At 69.8% G+C, this 15,647-nt stretch carries 15 protein-coding genes and 2 pseudogenes; 6 read left to right on the top strand and 11 right to left on the bottom strand.

Annotated features, from left to right (window positions below; genetic code table 11):
* Window positions 1-933 precede the first annotated feature (933 nt).
* From KI385_RS44400 to KI385_RS00570, 4 genes and pseudogenes are all read left to right on the top strand, one after another.
* A pseudogene (locus tag KI385_RS44400) lies at window positions 934-1,032 on the top strand (IS5/IS1182 family transposase); the annotation flags it as partial.
* A gap of 1,071 nt (window positions 1,033-2,103) precedes the next feature.
* Complete coding sequence (locus KI385_RS00555) at window positions 2,104-3,291, top strand: acyltransferase family protein (protein WP_238570271.1); 1,188 nt, start codon at window positions 2,104-2,106, stop codon at window positions 3,289-3,291.
* 173 nt (window positions 3,292-3,464) lie between these two features.
* Window positions 3,465-3,710, top strand: a pseudogene (locus tag KI385_RS00560) (IS5/IS1182 family transposase); the annotation flags it as partial.
* Window positions 3,711-4,187: 477 nt separating this feature from the next.
* On the top strand, window positions 4,188-4,805 hold the full coding sequence (locus KI385_RS00570; protein ID WP_238570272.1) for a flavodoxin family protein: 618 nt from the start codon (window positions 4,188-4,190) through the stop codon (window positions 4,803-4,805).
* Window positions 4,806-4,822: 17 nt separating this feature from the next.
* On the opposite strand, the gene KI385_RS00575 is transcribed toward KI385_RS00570, so the two are convergent.
* The 6 genes from KI385_RS00575 to KI385_RS00600 all read right to left on the bottom strand — a co-directional run bounded on the left by KI385_RS00575 (window position 4,823) and on the right by KI385_RS00600 (window position 8,894).
* A complete protein-coding gene (locus KI385_RS00575) occupies window positions 4,823-4,969 on the bottom strand; it encodes a hypothetical protein (RefSeq protein WP_238570273.1) in 147 nt (48 codons plus the stop codon).
* Window positions 4,970-5,043: 74 nt separating this feature from the next.
* Window positions 5,044-5,220 carry a hypothetical protein gene (locus KI385_RS00580; RefSeq protein WP_238570274.1) on the bottom strand — a complete coding sequence of 59 codons (177 nt, stop codon included), beginning with the start codon at window positions 5,218-5,220 and terminating at the stop codon, window positions 5,044-5,046.
* A 116-nt stretch (window positions 5,221-5,336) separates the two neighbouring features.
* Window positions 5,337-6,845 (bottom strand): alpha/beta hydrolase, encoded by a 1,509-nt coding sequence (locus KI385_RS00585; RefSeq protein ID WP_238570275.1) that lies wholly within the window; start codon window positions 6,843-6,845, stop codon window positions 5,337-5,339.
* Between the two features lie 292 nt (window positions 6,846-7,137).
* Complete coding sequence (locus tag KI385_RS00590) at window positions 7,138-7,689, bottom strand: O-methyltransferase (RefSeq protein ID WP_238570276.1); 552 nt, start codon at window positions 7,687-7,689, stop codon at window positions 7,138-7,140.
* Window positions 7,655-8,002: a hypothetical protein gene (locus KI385_RS00595; RefSeq protein ID WP_238570277.1), complete on the bottom strand. Its 348-nt coding sequence runs from the start codon at window positions 8,000-8,002 to the stop codon at window positions 7,655-7,657. The genes KI385_RS00590 and KI385_RS00595 overlap by 35 nt, the downstream gene beginning before the upstream one ends.
* A 34-nt stretch (window positions 8,003-8,036) precedes the next feature.
* Window positions 8,037-8,894 (bottom strand): NmrA family NAD(P)-binding protein, encoded by an 858-nt coding sequence (locus tag KI385_RS00600; RefSeq protein ID WP_238570278.1) that lies wholly within the window; start codon window positions 8,892-8,894, stop codon window positions 8,037-8,039.
* Window positions 8,895-9,091: 197 nt separating this feature from the next.
* Between KI385_RS00600 and KI385_RS00605 the strand changes: the two genes are divergently transcribed.
* On the top strand, window positions 9,092-9,994 hold the full coding sequence (locus tag KI385_RS00605) for a LysR family transcriptional regulator (protein WP_238570279.1): 903 nt from the start codon (window positions 9,092-9,094) through the stop codon (window positions 9,992-9,994).
* Between the two features lie 290 nt (window positions 9,995-10,284).
* Window positions 10,285-10,479, top strand: coding sequence for a hypothetical protein (locus KI385_RS00615; RefSeq protein ID WP_238570280.1), 195 nt, complete (start codon window positions 10,285-10,287; stop codon window positions 10,477-10,479).
* A 15-nt stretch (window positions 10,480-10,494) separates the two neighbouring features.
* Here the strand turns inward: KI385_RS00615 and KI385_RS00620 are convergent, their stop codons facing one another.
* The 5 genes from KI385_RS00620 to KI385_RS00640 all read right to left on the bottom strand — a co-directional run bounded on the left by KI385_RS00620 (window position 10,495) and on the right by KI385_RS00640 (window position 15,630).
* Complete coding sequence (locus KI385_RS00620; RefSeq protein WP_238570281.1) at window positions 10,495-11,619, bottom strand: NADH:flavin oxidoreductase; 1,125 nt, start codon at window positions 11,617-11,619, stop codon at window positions 10,495-10,497.
* 253 nt (window positions 11,620-11,872) lie between these two features.
* Window positions 11,873-12,763, bottom strand: coding sequence for a phytanoyl-CoA dioxygenase family protein (locus KI385_RS00625; protein WP_238570282.1), 891 nt, complete (start codon window positions 12,761-12,763; stop codon window positions 11,873-11,875).
* Between the two features lie 9 nt (window positions 12,764-12,772).
* A complete protein-coding gene (locus tag KI385_RS00630; protein WP_238570283.1) occupies window positions 12,773-13,621 on the bottom strand; it encodes a class I SAM-dependent methyltransferase in 849 nt (282 codons plus the stop codon).
* The gene (locus KI385_RS00635; RefSeq protein ID WP_238570284.1) at window positions 13,618-14,361 is read right to left on the bottom strand and encodes a class I SAM-dependent DNA methyltransferase; all 744 of its coding nucleotides are present in this window, start codon (window positions 14,359-14,361) and stop codon (window positions 13,618-13,620) included. The genes KI385_RS00630 and KI385_RS00635 overlap by 4 nt, the downstream gene beginning before the upstream one ends.
* 57 nt (window positions 14,362-14,418) lie before the next feature.
* A complete protein-coding gene (locus KI385_RS00640; protein ID WP_238570285.1) occupies window positions 14,419-15,630 on the bottom strand; it encodes a YcaO-like family protein in 1,212 nt (403 codons plus the stop codon).
* Between the last annotated feature and the right edge of the window lie 17 nt (window positions 15,631-15,647).

Here is a 15,647-nt window from a genome sequence, read left to right on the forward strand (position 1 = left end):
GCCGTTCCCACCGGCGGTTGAGGGGAGGGTATGCCTTCGGCCTCCAGCAGCAGGCCCACCGCGCGCAGCGGCGGCGCCGCTCCCACTCGGCAGGGTGCGCCTGCGGGTCTGGACCGGAGTTGGTGAGGCGCCGGATATCGCGGATGCCGTCGAGCGCGGCCCGCAGCTCCGCCGACCGCGCAGCCGCTCGCTTTCGTCCTCGCCCCGGGGCAGGCCGGGGACGCCCCAGCCTTCGAGCAGGCCATGGCCCGCACGGGTGCCCAGGCCCGTCGGCCGGCACCGGACCACACCCGACGTGGTCATGGCGGACAAGTACTTCACCTCGTCGGCATCTTCATCCGGTCAGCACACTGATCCAAAGACACGCCCCAGGTGCGCTGTCCCGGGATGTTGGTGTCGGCTGACATGCCTGTGGTGCTCGAACGAGGTGAGGAATCTCTGCGTCCGTGTGGATTGCGACGTCCATTCCGATGGCAGGAGGCCCTCGCGTCCCGCCGTAACACCCCACTGGCTCCACCCCGCAGGCTGCGCTGGCCCGGTGCGTCGAAAAGTGAGTGTGAATGGTGAAGGGCTCCTGTCTCGTGAGAGACAGGAGCCCTTGCATGGAGCGCCCGGCAGGCCTTGCACCTGCATTTCCCACCGGCTGGCGGGCGTCTTTCCTTGGACCACAGACGCGTGACTCCGTGTGGTGCACCGGAGTTACATTGTGATCATACAGGATCTGCGGGACCACAGTGTCGCTCGCCGTCCCGGCCCGTGCTGTGCGCCGGACCACGACCTGGTCGAGTACGAGGTGGGCCTCGCCGCAGAGTGTGCCGCGCCGGACAGTCACAGGTCGTGAATTGCGGCGGCTCATCCCAAGGGTTGCGGGTTGTGGCTTTATTTGCGAGTTGTGGCTCTGGTTCACCTTCTGTGGGGCGGCTGCTCGGTGCGAGTACCCGTGACTGGCGCCACCCCCGCAACTACCTGGGTCTTCTCGGACTTGCCGCAGCCTTGTGTTGCCACAAGCGCCTGGTCCGCCTCACCACATAGGGCTCGGTCTTAGCGGGCGCATCGAAGCAGATCCTGGATGACGCAAAAGCATGCACCACGAGGATATTTTGCGCCAGGAACACTCAAATACCTCCAGAAACCGCCCGGAAGGCTAGACTCCATTTTACTCACACCCTGGCGAAATGATCATACACCTCACCATGCAGCTTAAGTTACACCTTAAACGTAACGTTGATCACGGTTACTGCGAAGCCTTTCGGACTTGTAGCATTGTTCACATCCAGGAGATCCATTTAGTGCCGCAGCGTAAATGAATTTCATTCAATCGTGAACATGTTTTCACACCTCAGCTTGCGGAAATTGAACCGACGCATCCCCTTGGCATTAGAATTCAAATTCTTGCGAGGGTGGAACAGGGGCCGATATAACCAGCCATTTACACTGCACCAGCACTCGGACCAGGTGTCACAGCCGCCAAGAAATAGGTATTCAAGTATACGTGTCCCGCAGACAACCCACGTGGAATTCAAGGGAAATTACGAGCACCTGCAAATGGTGACAACGTTTTCCGCATTCCCGCAGGCTTACGATCCAGCGAAGTTGATGAAATGGAACATGGAGTAGAGACAGAAATGTCCCGGATTGCGTGCCATTCGACCGAGGGGCGCGTACTTGCGATCTACGTTTTGACTGATCGCCGATCCGCTGAGAAGCGCCGCAGCCTTGCGGAGCAGCGCTCAAGCATCACCTGAACCGTCGCACCATCGCTCGCGCACGGTACGTCCCAGGCGAGGCACTCCGAGGCATGCACCCGCGCTGAGCACCTGTTAGTTTTCACTACCCGTCGAAGCAATTCTGCGGGCGCCTTTTGATGGCCGCCCCGGGGGCTTCCGCTCGCCGCAAAGTCAGGCAAATAGAAGAGATCATCGGCCGGAGTCCCCGGCGATCGCTCTTCGTCGCGGCTTCTCATATGTAGTGCGGACAGCGGCCGCGGTTCGGCCGTTGTCACTGTGCAGATCGGTGCCAGATCTCACCGTGCACCAGGAATATGTCATATCCGATGCTTCCAGCGGCGCAGCCGCTGCCTCGCCCACCCTGGAGCGTGCTCACGTGACCGCAATTCCGCCCAGCCCGCCGAGCGCGCGGCTGCCGTCGCTGACCGGGATGAGATTCCTGGCGGCCCTGCTCGTCTTTATGTGCCATGTGGCGACATCGCAGCTCGTAAACGCGCCCGGCCTCAATCGGTCTTTCGCCGAGAATGCCGCCCAGCTCGGCTGGGTCGGGGTGTCCTTCTTCTTCATCCTCAGTGGATTCGTGCTGACGTGGACCGCCCGCGCCGGGGACACTCCGCGTCTCTTCATCCGCCGACGGCTTGCGAAGGTATACCCCAACCACCTGGTGACCTGGGTCGCCGGAACCGCGTTCCTGGCCACGGCCGGCACCGTCACCGTGTTCGGGGTGTTGCCCTCCCTCGGGCTGATCCAGGCATGGTTCCCGATCCCCGCTGTCACCTTCGGCCCCAATGACCCCAGTTGGTCCCTGTGTGCGGAGCTGGTGTTCTATCTGCTCTGCCCTTGGCTGCTGCCGCTGGTCAACCGGATCCCGGCCGGCTGGCTGTGGAAGGTTGCCGGTGTGCTCGTCCTGGTGCTCGCCCTCATCCCGGTGGTGGCGCAGCTGCTTCCCGAGCAGCCACTGATGACCTATTACCAAGGGCCGTCCTGCGAGGTCAGTGCGTGTGAGGGGATGTCCTGGTGGCACTACTGGTTCGTCTACATCGTGCCGGTGAGCCGGCTGCCGGAATTCTTGCTCGGCATGGTCATATCCCGGGTTGTCGCGCTGGGAAAGCAGCCCTCGCTCCGCCCGGGAACGGCGGCGCTGCTGCTCATACCCGGCTACGCCGTGATGGTGGCACTGCCGGACGCCTATGGCATGGTGTGGCCGACGGCGATCCCCTTGGCCCTGGTGGTGATGGCGAGCGCGAGCGCCGACCTCACCGGCCGATCATGGATGGGAGGCCGCACGATGGTGCGGTTGGGGGAGCTCTCTTTCGCGTTCTACATGGTGCATCTGCTGGTCCTCCGACACGGGCCGCTCGCCGCGGGATCGGGGAAGCTGTGGAGTCCAGCCGCGGCTGTGGCGTTGGTTGGGCTATCTGCCGCTCTGACTTTGGCCGCTGCCTGGCTCCTGCATGTCCTGGTCGAGCAGCCGGTGATGCGCCGATGGTCCCGCCCTCGGCGGATCGCGCCCCCACCCCCGCCTCAGGCGTCGGTCGCGCAGCCCGGGCAGCGTGTGCCCTGACAGCGACAGCTCCTACTCCCTCGGCCAGTTGCGATTGCGGACCGGCGAACGTGGTGCATCGGCGCCCCGAGCGCCTGCCCCCATCAAGCTGAACGACTGCCCTTCACGCCGACGTCTCCGGATCTCATCCTGCTGAGCACTCTGACCCTATGTACTGTGCTGCCGAAAAGGTGAACGACCAGCCCGACCTGCGTAATTGGGTCCGTGGCAAGCGGATTGGCGTGCGGATCGCCCGCAAAGGAATCGAGTCGAGCCAGCGTCTGGGGCGCTACCGTTGGGTGGTCGAGCGCACGATGTCCTGGCTCTCCGGCTACCGCAGACTCAGCCCCCGCTACGAACGTCCCCCCAACTACCTGGATTTTCTCGGACTTGCCGCAGCCTTGTGTTGCTACAAACGCCTGGTCCGCCTCACCACATAGGACACGGTCCAAGCCGACGCGACCGAGGAGCGGAATCGCATCCCAGCGGCTGGAGCGCATCATCGCCGAGGCCAGACACACGGGGTTCGCACGGTTGAACCTGGAGACCGGCGCCGCCAGTTCTTCCTGACCGTCTGAGGGTTGTACGAGAGGTTCGGGTTCCAGTACTGCGAACCATTCGCGGACTACCAGCCCGACCCGAACAGTACGTTCATGACAAGGACGCTCTCACCCACCGAGGAAGGGCGGGTGGGCTCAGCCCGCCGCGTCCCGCTTGGCGGGTGGCCCGTGCCCTGGCGCTGGCGCTGGCGCTGGCGCTGGCGAGCCGGACAGCACACCTGACGGATCGGTCAACTGTCTCGGAATATCCCCCGGGGTAAGGGAGTTGGAAGCGAGGAACTCACCGATTCCCCTGGGCGGCGGTCGGCGTCACGACCCTTCGGTGTCCGCGCCCGGGGGTCTGAGACCGGAGCAGACATGACCACCGACACGCCCCGTGCCACGGACCGCTCGTTCCTCTTCGTCCTCGGCAGCTCCCGCCCTGACGGCAACACCGAGATCCTCGCACGGGCCGCAGCCGAGCAGTTGCCCGCCGGTATCCCGCAGCGTTGGGTGGACCTGGCCCGGCTGCCGTTGCCCGACTTCCAGGACGGGCGGCACGAGACCGACACCTGGCCGGCCGGGGAGAACGAGGAGGCGCTGCGGCAGGCCACTCTGGAGGCCACCGACATCGTCATCGCCTCGCCCCTGTACTGGTACACCCTCTCCGCGCACACCAAGCGCTACCTCGACTACTGGTCGGGCTGGCTGTCGGTGCCCGGCTCGGACTTCAAGGAGCGGATGGCGGGCCGGACCCTGTGGGGGGTGACGGTCATGGCGGACCACGACGAGGTCGTCGCCGACGGGCTGGTGACCACCCTCAACCACACAGCGGCGTACCTGCGGATGCGATTCGGCGGGGTGCTGTTCGGCAACGGCTCTCGGCCTGGCCAGGTGCGGGACGACGAGCGGGCGACGATCCGCGCCAAGACCTTCTTCCAGCGTGAGGCCCCGCTCGCCCGGTTCCCCTACGAGGAGGAGGCCGGGGAGCGGTAGCCCTGATACCGCCGGGGTCAGGAGAGGCGGCGGGCGTGGACGTAGTGGACGTAGAGGTGCTGCTCGGCCACGCCCGGCCCGTGCGGCCGGTAGAGGGCGGTGTGGTGGTGCACCACCTCCGGGCCGCCCTCCTTCAGCACCCGCAGCTGGTCCTCGGTGGCCACGCTGAGGTGGCCAAGCTGAGGTGGCCACGCTGACCTCGGCGGCGGACGCGCCCCGGGCCGTGGGCCTCGCTCATTCACCACCTCCGTGTCGAAGAAGCGGTAATGGCCTGAGCAGACGTACCTTCACGTCCCTGAAGGGGGTTGGGGGCGTAGGTGCTGTCGCCGCCGTCGGTGATGCCGTCGGGGTGCGCGATCAGCTCGGTGGTCGGACGAAATCCTGCCGCGATCACGGCGCGCGTGGTCGAATCCATGCCCGCAAGGTCCGTGGAGACGGCTGTGCAGTCGGCAGACCGTGCCGCAAAGAGGGTGCGCCGTGGCTGCTCGCCCCAGAGACCACTCCTGCGCCGTGCGCCACTCCCGCGCCGACTCAGTCCGTGCAGGATACGTCGTGCTGCGGGCGCCGCCCTGAGGTGAGGAAGGTGGTGACGGTGCGGTCGCCGCAGGCGTTGCCGTTGGCGAGGTAGGCGCCGTGACCGCCGTGGTCGAGTGTCACCAAGCGGGCCCGGTCGGCGAGCGCCGAACGCATCTTCAACGCGCCGAAGTACGGGGTGGAGGGGTCCCGGAGGTTCTGGACCATCAGGATGTTGGACGGGCCGTCGTCGGTGATCCGGGTGGGCTGCTCCGTCGGCGCGTCCTTCCAGAAGGTGCAGGCCGTGACGTTGGCCGGCAATCCGGCGGTGAGCGGGTGCCGGGAACGGTCGGCGGTCACCGCCCGCTTGTACGCGGAGATCGACCGCGGCCAGCGCACGTCGTTGCAGATGGTCGCCACCACGACCGCAGCGTCCTGGTTGCGCAGCGGCTGGGCGAGGTCGGCGGGCAGTACGGGCCGTGCGGCCGGGTCCTGGGCCGCCCGGATGAGGCGGGCGAGTTGCGTGAAGGAGTCCTCGTTGCCGTACAGGGCGCTCTGCAGCGCCTGCCGCAGCCGGTTCCCGGTCAGCGGGACACCCACCGTGGTCGACTCCTTGGGCTTGCGGTCCAGTGACCGCGCCAGCGCGAGGACCAGCGGCCGGACGTCCTCGGCCCGTTGGGCCAGCCGCAGCCCCTGGCTTTCCCGGGCCGGGTCCGCCGCCCAGGCCGCGAAATCGGGGAACCGGTCGTCGGCGGCCGCCGACATGTTCCTCAGCCACCCGCGCGCGACCCGGGACGGGTCGGGGTCGCCACTGCTGTCCAGCACCCAACGGTCGGTGTGCTGCGGGTACTTCTGCGCGTAGACAGCCCCTACGTAGGTGCCGTACGAGACCCCCCATGCCGACAGTTTCCGCTCGCCCAGCGCCTGGCGGAGGCGGTCGATGTCGCGCACCTCGTTCGCGGTGGTGAAACTGCGCAGCACGGCACCGCCATGACGTCCGCAGGCGGCGGCGATCCGCCGGGACCGGGCGACGTTCTCCGCGATCTCGCCGTTCGGCCCCGGCCAGGAGCGGAGGGTCACCAACTGCCTGTCGTCGGCGTCGAGTTCACAGCTCGCGGTCGTACTGCCGCCCACCCCGCGCGGGTCGAAGCTGACGAGGTCGTACGCGCCGGCCATCTCCTTGCGCAGCGCCTCTCCCTTCTGCTCCAGCCGCCGCACTCCTGAGGTGCCCGGCCCGCCGGCGATCATCAGCAGGCTTCCCCGCCGCGCGGCGGGCCGCTCGCTGCGCACCCGTGAGACGGCGAGGGTGAGCTGCGGGCCGTCCGGGTCGCGGTAGTCGAGTGGTACGGGCAGCTCGGCGCACTCCTTCCCGGCGAGGCCGCCCGGCTCGGCGCAGGGCCGCCAGGTGAGGGCGGGTACCGCGGTGGCGGCTTCGGCACGGGCCACCGGGGCAGTGGTGGTGAGGGTCGTGGCGACGGCCGCGGCGGAGAGGGTCAGGAGCAGCGCTCTGTGGGTGTAAGTCGTCATGGCTCAAGGGTTGTTGAGCCATGCGCTGCTGCCCATCCGGCAGCCACTACGTCGATGGTGGGGCTGGCCCCAGGATGCGCCGCGAACGGGGCATTGAGGGCCGACGCAGCATCAGTCCGGCAGCTGGCCGTCCAGGAGTACCGCAACAAGCTTGCTGGGGACATGCGCCAGAGCAAGCGCACACCATCCGCTGTGGAAGGGCCCCGACGAGAGTCTCGTCGTCGGGGCTGATGACGGCTGGGCGTCATGGTGGTGTGTGCGTGCCTGGGCCCAGGCTTCGAGGGTCGCTGGATCACTGCGGCTTGACGGCCAGGAGCGTTTCGCCGAGGTCGGTGTGCTGCCAGGTGGCGAGCTGGTCGCGGATCTGGTCGGCCTGGCCGCCCAGGGTCATGTTTCCGGCGATGAGAAGCCCTCCTGGGCGCAGGGTTGCGGTGAGCGCCCTAATGGCGGCGGCGGTGGGCGCGTAGCCGTCGAAGAAGGCGATGTCCGTGCCGGTCAGGGCGAGGGTGGGCAGGATGTGGGTGCCCTCTCCGGTGTGGCGGGAGACGCGGTCGGCCAGGTTGTGACGGGCCAGGTGGTCATACGCGCGCCGGCTATGGACGGGGTCGCGGTCGATGGTGTGGACGTGGGCGCCGGTGCCGGCGAACCAGGCGGCCGAGTATCCCAGGGCGGTGCCGAGCTCCACCACGGTCGTTGCCTTGGTGGCTGCGGTGAGGGTGGCCAACAGGCTGCCGTCGGAATAGGGGTAGCAGCCGCACCCGTGCTGCTTCAGATGGGCCAGTGTGGCGATTTTGATGTCGCTGAAGGGGTCACGGTCGGCGGTCGTGGGGGCGGTGGTGGTCATTTCGGTTGTCCGATCGGTCGGATGGTGAGGTGTTGACGTCGACGCCGACGGGCTGGTCGAGGGCGAAGCCGATGGCCTTGGCCACAGGCTCGGTGGGCGTGGCGAAGGTGGTGGGGCGGCGTGGCACAGCCAGCAGGGCCGGGCTCAGGAGGTTGGTGAGGATCACCGGCGGCCACCGGGCAGGGGCACCGCCAGTGATCGCGGTACCGGAGGTGCGCAGGTGGTCGGCGCAGGTGAAGCCCGCGGTGGCGATGGCGGCGTTGGCGATAGTGGCGTTGGCGATGGCGGCGCCCAGGGCGCCGAAGTGCTCCACGGTCCGGCTCCGGTGATCGGCACCGTCCAGTTGGTCATGCTCGCGCCTGTGCCCCGGCGACGCTTGCCTTCGCGAAGTCCTCGATGGTCATCTGTCCGCGCTCGGGGGTGCCCTCGAAGCGGATGTGTCCGGAGTTGAGGCCCTCCCACATCTCCATCCAGCTGTGGATCGCCGCGGGCGGCAGCCCGAACTGTGCCAGTGCCTGCGGCCACTGGTCGCGTTCGATGGCCTGCGCCGTGACGGGCCGGCCGAGCGCCACGGAGAAGGCGGCGGCGACGTCGGTCGGTGCGTAGTCGGCGGGGCCGGCGAGTTCGATGGTGCGGCTGTCGCTGCGCTGCAGCTCGCGCACCACCGTGTCGGCGATGTCCGCCACGGCCACCTGCGGGATCGGCCGGTCGAGCGGCGCGTAGAAGCTGGGCAGCACACCGTTGCGCATGGTCGGCAGGCTGGGCAGCCAGTTGGTCATGAAGCCGCCTGGCCGCACGAAGCTCGCGCCCAGCGGGCTCAGGGCCTGCTCCAGTACGTAGGTGGTGAGGATGTTGCCGGTGCCCTCGGCATGCTGGGAACCGAACGAGGACAGCGCCACCGCCCGGGCGCCACCGGCCTCCAACGCCGCGCGGTAGGCGTCGGCGACGGCGCGTGCCGAGACCAGCATGTCGTCGACCGCATAGGCCGGCGGGTTCATGACGTACGCCGCGCGGGCGCCGGTGAAGGCGTCGGTCAGCGCGGTCTTGTCCTGTACGTCGGCGTGGGCGACCTCCGCGCCCTGGCTCTGCCACTCCTCGCCGCTGCGGCCGGGGCGCAGCACCACACGGACAGGCTGGTTCTGCTGGAGCAGGGTGCGGGCGACGGCTCCGCCGGTCTGGCCGTTGGCTCCCGTGATCACGAACATGGCGCGCTTCCTCCGATGGGTCCGATGGCGCCCCGCCCGCGCCGGGGCGGCTGCGGGGCCGACGTATTCACCGTGCGGGCCGGGCGGGTCCGCCGTCCAAGACCTGTTCCGCAAGAAGCGATGAAAAATCAGCATCATCCCAGGTCAGAGGCCATAAAGGACGGCATTCACCGGGCAGGTGGCAGTACAGTCGGAAGATGCCTGACATGCCCGATGACAGTGCGGATCTGGATCTGCGGCTGGTGCGCTACTTCACCGTCGTCGCCGAGCACCGCCACTTCGGCCGTGCCGCCGCGGCCCTGCACCTCGCCCAGCCCTCCCTGAGCCGGCAGATACGGCGCTTGGAGCAGCGGTTGGACGCCCGCTTGCTGGACCGCACACCGCAGGGAGCGGAGCTCACCGAGGCCGGAGCGGTGTTCCTGCCCTGCGCCAAGGCACTGCTGCGCTCGGCAGCCCAAGCCGCGGCGCAGACGCGGGCCGCGGCCCGGCCGACGCGGCTGACCGTCGGCTACACCACCGGCCTGATCATCACCCCCGCCGTGCGGGCACTGCGCCGACGCCACCCGGATGCCGACGTCCACACCCTGCACCTGTCGTGGAACGAACCCCGCGACGCCCTGCTGGACCACCGGGCGGACGTGGTGGTGGCCCGGCTGCCGTTCACGACCGACCAGCTGCGCGTGACCGTCCTGTACGACGAGCCGCGGCTGCTGCTGGTGCCCGTCGACCACCGCCTGGTCGGCAAGGAGTCCGTCACCCTCGACGACATCGCCGACGAACCCACCCCCCGCCTGCGCGACACCGCATGGAACACCTACTGGCGCATCGACCCCCGGCCCGACGGACGCCGCGCACCCGACGGGCCCCTGGCACAGACGATGGAGGACAAACTCGAATTCGTCGCCGCCGGGGACGCCGTCGCCGTCGTACCAGCCGGGGCCGTGGCCACCCACAGCCGCCCCGACCTGACGACGATCCCTCTGGAAGGAGTCGACCCCGGGCACGTCGTGCTCGCCACCCGCGCCGATGACCACAGCCGCCTGGTCACCGCCTTCCGCACCGCCGCCCAAGCCCACCTCACCGGTCCCACCCAGCCCTGACCAGCCCCAAGGGCAGCCGGCTTGCCGAGGCTTCCGCCTCGGGCAGTGACCGATGCAGGTTGCTCGTCAACAACTGCCGAAGCAGCTAACTGCGGCGACGGTGAACCTGGTCGTGGCTCTGGCTACGACTCGCACCAGCGGACCAGCGGACCAGCGGGTCAACGGATCAGCCGCAGTCTGCCTCCAGAGGTCAGGGCCGAGTCGTGGTGTGTCAGGCCTGACTCCGGGCCAGTTCCCGCTCGTGTTGCGGCGCGTGGTCGTGGCGGGGTAGCAGGAGCGGGGTTGTCAGGATGAGGAGACCGGCCATCGCGATTGCGGTGCGGGGGCTGGTGATGCCGGCCAGCAGGGCCGTCTACTACGACGACCTCGGCGCCGCGTTCGGGCTCACCATGGAGGTGACCGGCCCCGACACCGGTCCACCCGCACTCACTGATCCGGCGCAGCGACAACCCGCACCCCACACGCGCCACCGCCCGGGAAAGTAAGGCTCCCCCACCCGGTCAGCTGAGCGTCCGCAGCGCCGCCGGATCGTACGCCGCCAGCTCCCCGAACCGCCCTCCCAGCACCTTTGCCGCCCACTCCGGATCCTGGAGCAGCGCACGGCCCACGGCTACCAGGTCGAACTCCTCGCGTTCCAGGCGGTCAAGAAGGTCGTCGATGTCCTTGATCTGGGAACCCTCGCCCTGGAAGCTGCGGAGGAATTCGCCGTCCAGGCCGACCGAGCCGACAGTGATGACCGGCTTGCCGGTCAGCTTCTTCGTCCAGCCGGCGAGGTTGAGGTCGGAGCCGTCGAACGCGGGGAGCCAGTTGCGGCGCGTCGAGGCGTGGAAGGCGTCCACCCCCGCCTCGGCCAGCGGGGTCAGGATGGCCTCCAGTTCCTCCGGAGTCCCCGCGAGCCTCGCGTTATACGCCGCCATCTTCCACTGCGAGTAGCGGAAGATCACCGGGAATGACGGCGAGACCGCCGCGCGCACCGCGGCCACGACCTCCGTCGCGAACTTCGTACGGGCCACCAGGTCACCGCCGTACGCGTCCGTACGCCGGTTGGTCGTCGACCACAGGAACTGGTCGACGAGGTAGCCGTGGGCACCGTGCAGCTCGACCCCGTCGAAGCCGATGCGCTCCGCCGCGGCCGCGGCCGCGGCGAACGCCGCTATCACGTCGTCGAGGTCCTGCTGCGTCATCGCGTTGCCGGCGCCCTCGGTGCCGTCGACGCCGATGCCGGACGGGCCGAGCGCCGGGGCGCCCGGGAACGGGGGCCAGCCGGCGCTGCGGACCATGCCGACGTGCCACAGCTGCGGCACGATCGCCCCGCCCACCGCGTGCACGGCCTCGGCGACCTCCGCCCAGCCCGCCAGTTGCTCCTCGCCGTGGAAGCGCGGAACCTGGTCACGGTCCCCGGCCGACTCATGACCCACGTAGGTGCCTTCGGTGACGATCAGGCCGACGCCCGCGGCGGCTCGGCGCGCGTAATACGACGCCACGTCGTCGCCCGGGATCCCGCCCGGGGAGAACTGCCGGGTCATAGGTGCCATCGTGATCCGGTTCGCAACGGTCAGGCCGTTCAGCGAGACCGGTCGGGACAGGATCTGAGCTGCACGGTCGGTGGATGCCGTGGGGGTCACTTGGGGGCTCCTCGCGGAAACAGTTGGCCAGGGCAGGCGTGTGTGTGCCGTAGTGATCAACTGGCCCACGCGCCAAGCCACTCCGCCACCCCACCGTGATCCCGAATACGCCCGAGGGCGGCATCCCTGGGGCGTGCCGCACGGCGAGGCGAACGCGCTTGCCGTTGCTGCCTGCTTATGTCGAGCGTCGAAGGCTTCGGTCGGGCGGTGGAAGACGGGCAGCAGACCGGGGCCACAGCTGCGCCGGGGCAGGTCAGTGGCGCAGCCTCGTGAGTAACCGGTCTGTGTCGCGGGCGAGTTGACGAAGGCGGCCGAGGGTGAGGGCTGATCGCAGGGGGGCCAGGGCGTGCAGGGGGGTGTCGAGCAGGCGGGGGTCGCGGTAGGGGACCCAGCCGGTGGCGCGCGGGTGGTAGCGCGGCGGGCCCCAGCAGAGCCGTTTGGTGACCACCCAGCGGGTCTGCGGGCCGGTGTTCGGGTGGGTGGCGTGGAGGTGGTCGCCGGCGAAGAGCAGCAGGTCGCCCGGTTCCAGTTCGACCTCCACCGGGTCGCCGATCGGCTGGTCGGGCAGCAGTCGCACCCCCTCGTGCCGCAGTGGGCGCCGGTAGGCCTGCGGCCAGAGGGTCAGGCCGTTGTCGCGACGTACGCGGCTGAGGGCCATCCAGAGGTTGACCGAGTTGACGGCCGTGTTGAACCAGGAGTCCGTGTGCGCCTGGCTCGGGAGCAGGAAGCCCGTGAAGTTGCTCAGTTCCTCCTCCCGGCCACGGACGGCGGCCTGCGGCGGCATGATCCGCACGCCCAGGTGGTCGCTCACATACAGCCGGCGCCCCTGCGGCGGCAGCGCTTGGGCGAAGCGGAGCAGCAGCCGCTGGGCGGTCGGGCGCAGGCGGCGGTCCAGCTCGTCGCGGACCGCCCGGATCTGTTCGGCGCCGGCGACGCGGTGCAGGTGTTCCAGGCCCTGCTCCGCCAGCCGGTCGGCCGCCTGTGGTGAGACGGCCGACGTGACGGACGCGAGCGCCGCGCGGCGGACCGTATCGCGGCCTGTGAGCTGGTCCAACGCGCCGCGGACCACGACCAGTCGGCCCTCCAGCACCTGGCGCAGGTGCAGCTCGCCGAGGAGTGACTCGTGCAGGGGCGCCAGTGCCACGTTCCCTCCTCAGGTGGACGGCTTGGTCGCGCGCAGTGAGAAGGACAGTGGCAGGGGCGGCAGGCCGTCCGGCAGCCGCCACCAGCCGTCCTGGTCCTGGGGCATGAACGGCAGCATCCGCCAGGCCACGAACGGCCACTCGTGCAGGAACTCGACCCGCAGCCCGGCAGCCGCGAGGGCGCTCACGACATCGCCGAGAGAGTGTCCCCAGGCGTACTCCACGCCGGGCAGCTCCGCGTCGGGCACCGCGATCGGGCTGCGGTACTCGAAAGCCAGCGGCTCGGGCTCGCCGAAGTAGGAGTACCGCAGTTTCAGTTCGGGGTGCTCGACCTTGTTGTCGAGCATCCAGGCCGCCGGGTGCGACTCGAAGACGTAGAGGAAGCCGCCGGGCGCGGTGAAGTGCGCGACGACCTCCGCCCAGCGGCGCAGGTCCGGCAGCCAGCCGAGCACTCCGTGCGAGGTGTAGACGATGTCGAAGACGCCGTCGAGATGGGACGGGAGGTCGAGCACGTCCGCCTCCACGAAGACGGCCGAAGGGGCGACGTCCGCGGCCAGGGAGCGGGCGGTGGCCACGCCCTCGGCGCAGAAGTCCACACCGGTCACCCGCGCGCCCAGTCGCGCCCAGGAGAGCGTGTCCAGCCCGACGTGACACTGCAGGTGGAGCAGTGAGCGGCCGCGCACCTCGCCGACCTCGGCACACTCCAGCGCCCGCATCCGGCAGCCGCCGGCCCGGAACCCGGCCAGGTCGTACTGGGCGGAGGCGGCCTTCAGCGGCGTCCACTGCCGCCACATCTCGCGATTGTTCCTCAGATACGTCTGCGGGTCGCGCAGCCCGCTCGGCCTGCTCGGCGCCGTCATGCCGGCAGCTCGTAGACGCTGATGTGCCCGCTGCTGCTGTCGTTGAAGGCACCGCCGGACCAGTCGCCGAACCGCTCACGCAACCGCAGACCGGCGGCCGCCGCCATCAGGTCGAGCTCGCCCGGGGCGGCGTAACGGAAGGCCACCCGTACGTGCCGGAACATGCCCTCGTCGAGCACCAGGTAGTCGGAGATGTAGCGCTGGGAGGCGGGGTGGAGCCGGCGGGTGCGCAACACCGGGTCGCCGTTCGCGCTCTCCACGGGCTGAGCGCCCGCGCCGGTGTTGGCCGCCAGTGCCTCGGGCAGGTGGGCGTCCAGGACGAACAGCCCGCCGGGCAGCAGGCGTCGCGCCACCCGCGCGAAGCAGCGCAGCTGGTCCTGCTGGGAGGCAAGTTCGAAGAAGGAGCCATTGGCGACATAGACCATGGCGAACTCGCCGTCGTGGTCCACTTCGGCGAAGTCACCGATGCTGATGGTGAGTTGTTCGCCGCCGGGCTTGGCCCGGAGTTGGTCGACCATGGTCTTCGCGGCGTCGATGCCATGGACCTGGTGCCCGCGCTCGGCCAGCGGCAGGGCCACCCGGCCCGTACCGATCCCGAGTTCGAGCAACGGGCCCGGCGGCGCGCTGCGGGCCAGCTGCGCCAGCAGGTCCACGGTGGCTCGGGTGCTGGCGGCGGGCGGGGTGAACCAGTCGTCGTAGCGGTCGGCGAAGTCGGTGGCGTAGCGGGGGACCGTCGTCATCGTGCTCCTTGGGAAGGTCAGCCGGAGAGGTCAACCGGAAGGGATCAGCCGAAGGGGTCAGCCGAAGGGGTGCGGCGGGGTGCCGGGGGTGGCCACGGAGGGCAGCGGGCGGGCGCCTGGAGAGAGCAGGCGGACGACCGCCACGTGCTGCTCGCGGAGCTCGGCGGGGGCCGTGTCGAGGGCGAGGACGTCGTCTGCGGTGTGCTCGGCGAGCAGACGCACCGGATCCACGGCCGCCACGGGGTCCACGGAGGCCATGGGGTCCACGGAGGCCATGGGGTCCTCCACGCCCGGCGCCTCTGGAGCGGGTACGTCGTGCTGCAGCCAGCGCGCCAAGGCGTCCTGACCCCCGTGGTACGTCCACAGCGCGTGCTCGACGGCGGAGGCCGGCGCGCCCGTCAACGCCAGCCGCTGATAGGCGCGGTGGGCCGCCGGGGTGCTCATGCTCCAGCGCACCATCAGTGCCTCGTACACGGCCCGGGCGAGGAGATCGGCACGGTCGGTCGCCGGGCCGCAGCGGGCGCCGAAGGTCTGCTCGCGGCCGTCCGGGGCGTGCAGGCAGACGGCGACGACGCAGGCACCCGGCGCGGGCAGAGTCAGCGCGGTGGCGAGCAGGCCGAGGCGCTCGCACACGCGGCCCAGCGGCAGGGGGACTTCGCCGCGCACTCCGGCGGCGGCGGGCGGATGCTCGGCGGGGGCCTGCCAGCTGCGGCGCAGCAGGTCACGTTCCAGGATCTCCCAGGCCGCGTGCTCGACGGCCGTGGACCGGTCCGGGTGGGCCGCCAGGCCTGTGGAGCCGACGCGTACCGGAGCGGTGCAGCCGGCGGGCGGGCGGTGCTGGAGGAAAGCCAGTGCAGCCGGGACCAGGATCTCCGTGCCGGAGAGCAAGGACCGCCCGGTGACCCAGAGTTGGCATGCCGTGCGGCCCTCGGGCCCCGACCAGGGCGCCGGATCCAGCGCGGGCGCCCGTCTGCGCCGTAGTGCGGCGTACGTGGCGACGAGTGCCGCCGATGCCTCCGCCGCACGGCCGGCCAGCACATTGCCCAGCCGCTCCAGCAACTCACCCCTGGCCCGCACCGCCACCTCGGCAGCCTCGGTGCCCGCCGCGCTGCCGATCAGCACCCGCTGCCCGCCGGCGCTCGCGGTGGCGTCGAACTGCGGGCTACGGGCGGCGACCCGGCCGAACAGCAACCGGGACTCGCCGGGGAACGGTTCGAAGACCTGGGGATGCCAGGTGGTCGGAACGGCGCGGGCAGCAGAGGGCGGCACAGACGGGCTCCCGGGGG

Origin of the sequence: Streptomyces inhibens (assembly GCF_022221585.1) — a bacterium.
GTDB classification, from domain to species: Bacteria; Actinomycetota; Actinomycetes; order Streptomycetales; family Streptomycetaceae; genus Streptomyces; species Streptomyces inhibens.

What these genes read in the sequence shown, in the direction of transcription:
- KI385_RS00580 (WP_238570274.1), bottom strand. Translation starts at nt 5,220, where the DNA reads ATGGATTCGACCACGCGCGCCGTGATCGCGGCAGGATTTCGTCCGACC.
- KI385_RS00635 (WP_238570284.1), bottom strand. Translation starts at nt 14,361, where the DNA reads ATGACGACGGTCCCCCGCTACGCCACCGACTTCGCCGACCGCTACGAC.
- KI385_RS00615 (WP_238570280.1), top strand. Translation starts at nt 10,285, where the DNA reads ATGAGGAGACCGGCCATCGCGATTGCGGTGCGGGGGCTGGTGATGCCG.
- KI385_RS00630 (WP_238570283.1), bottom strand. Translation starts at nt 13,621, where the DNA reads ATGACGGCGCCGAGCAGGCCGAGCGGGCTGCGCGACCCGCAGACGTAT.
- KI385_RS00605 (WP_238570279.1), top strand. Translation starts at nt 9,092, where the DNA reads ATGCCTGACATGCCCGATGACAGTGCGGATCTGGATCTGCGGCTGGTG.
- KI385_RS00570 (WP_238570272.1), top strand. Translation starts at nt 4,188, where the DNA reads ATGACCACCGACACGCCCCGTGCCACGGACCGCTCGTTCCTCTTCGTC.
- KI385_RS00585 (WP_238570275.1), bottom strand. Translation starts at nt 6,845, where the DNA reads ATGACGACTTACACCCACAGAGCGCTGCTCCTGACCCTCTCCGCCGCG.
- KI385_RS00600 (WP_238570278.1), bottom strand. Translation starts at nt 8,894, where the DNA reads ATGTTCGTGATCACGGGAGCCAACGGCCAGACCGGCGGAGCCGTCGCC.
- KI385_RS00590 (WP_238570276.1), bottom strand. Translation starts at nt 7,689, where the DNA reads ATGACCACCACCGCCCCCACGACCGCCGACCGTGACCCCTTCAGCGAC.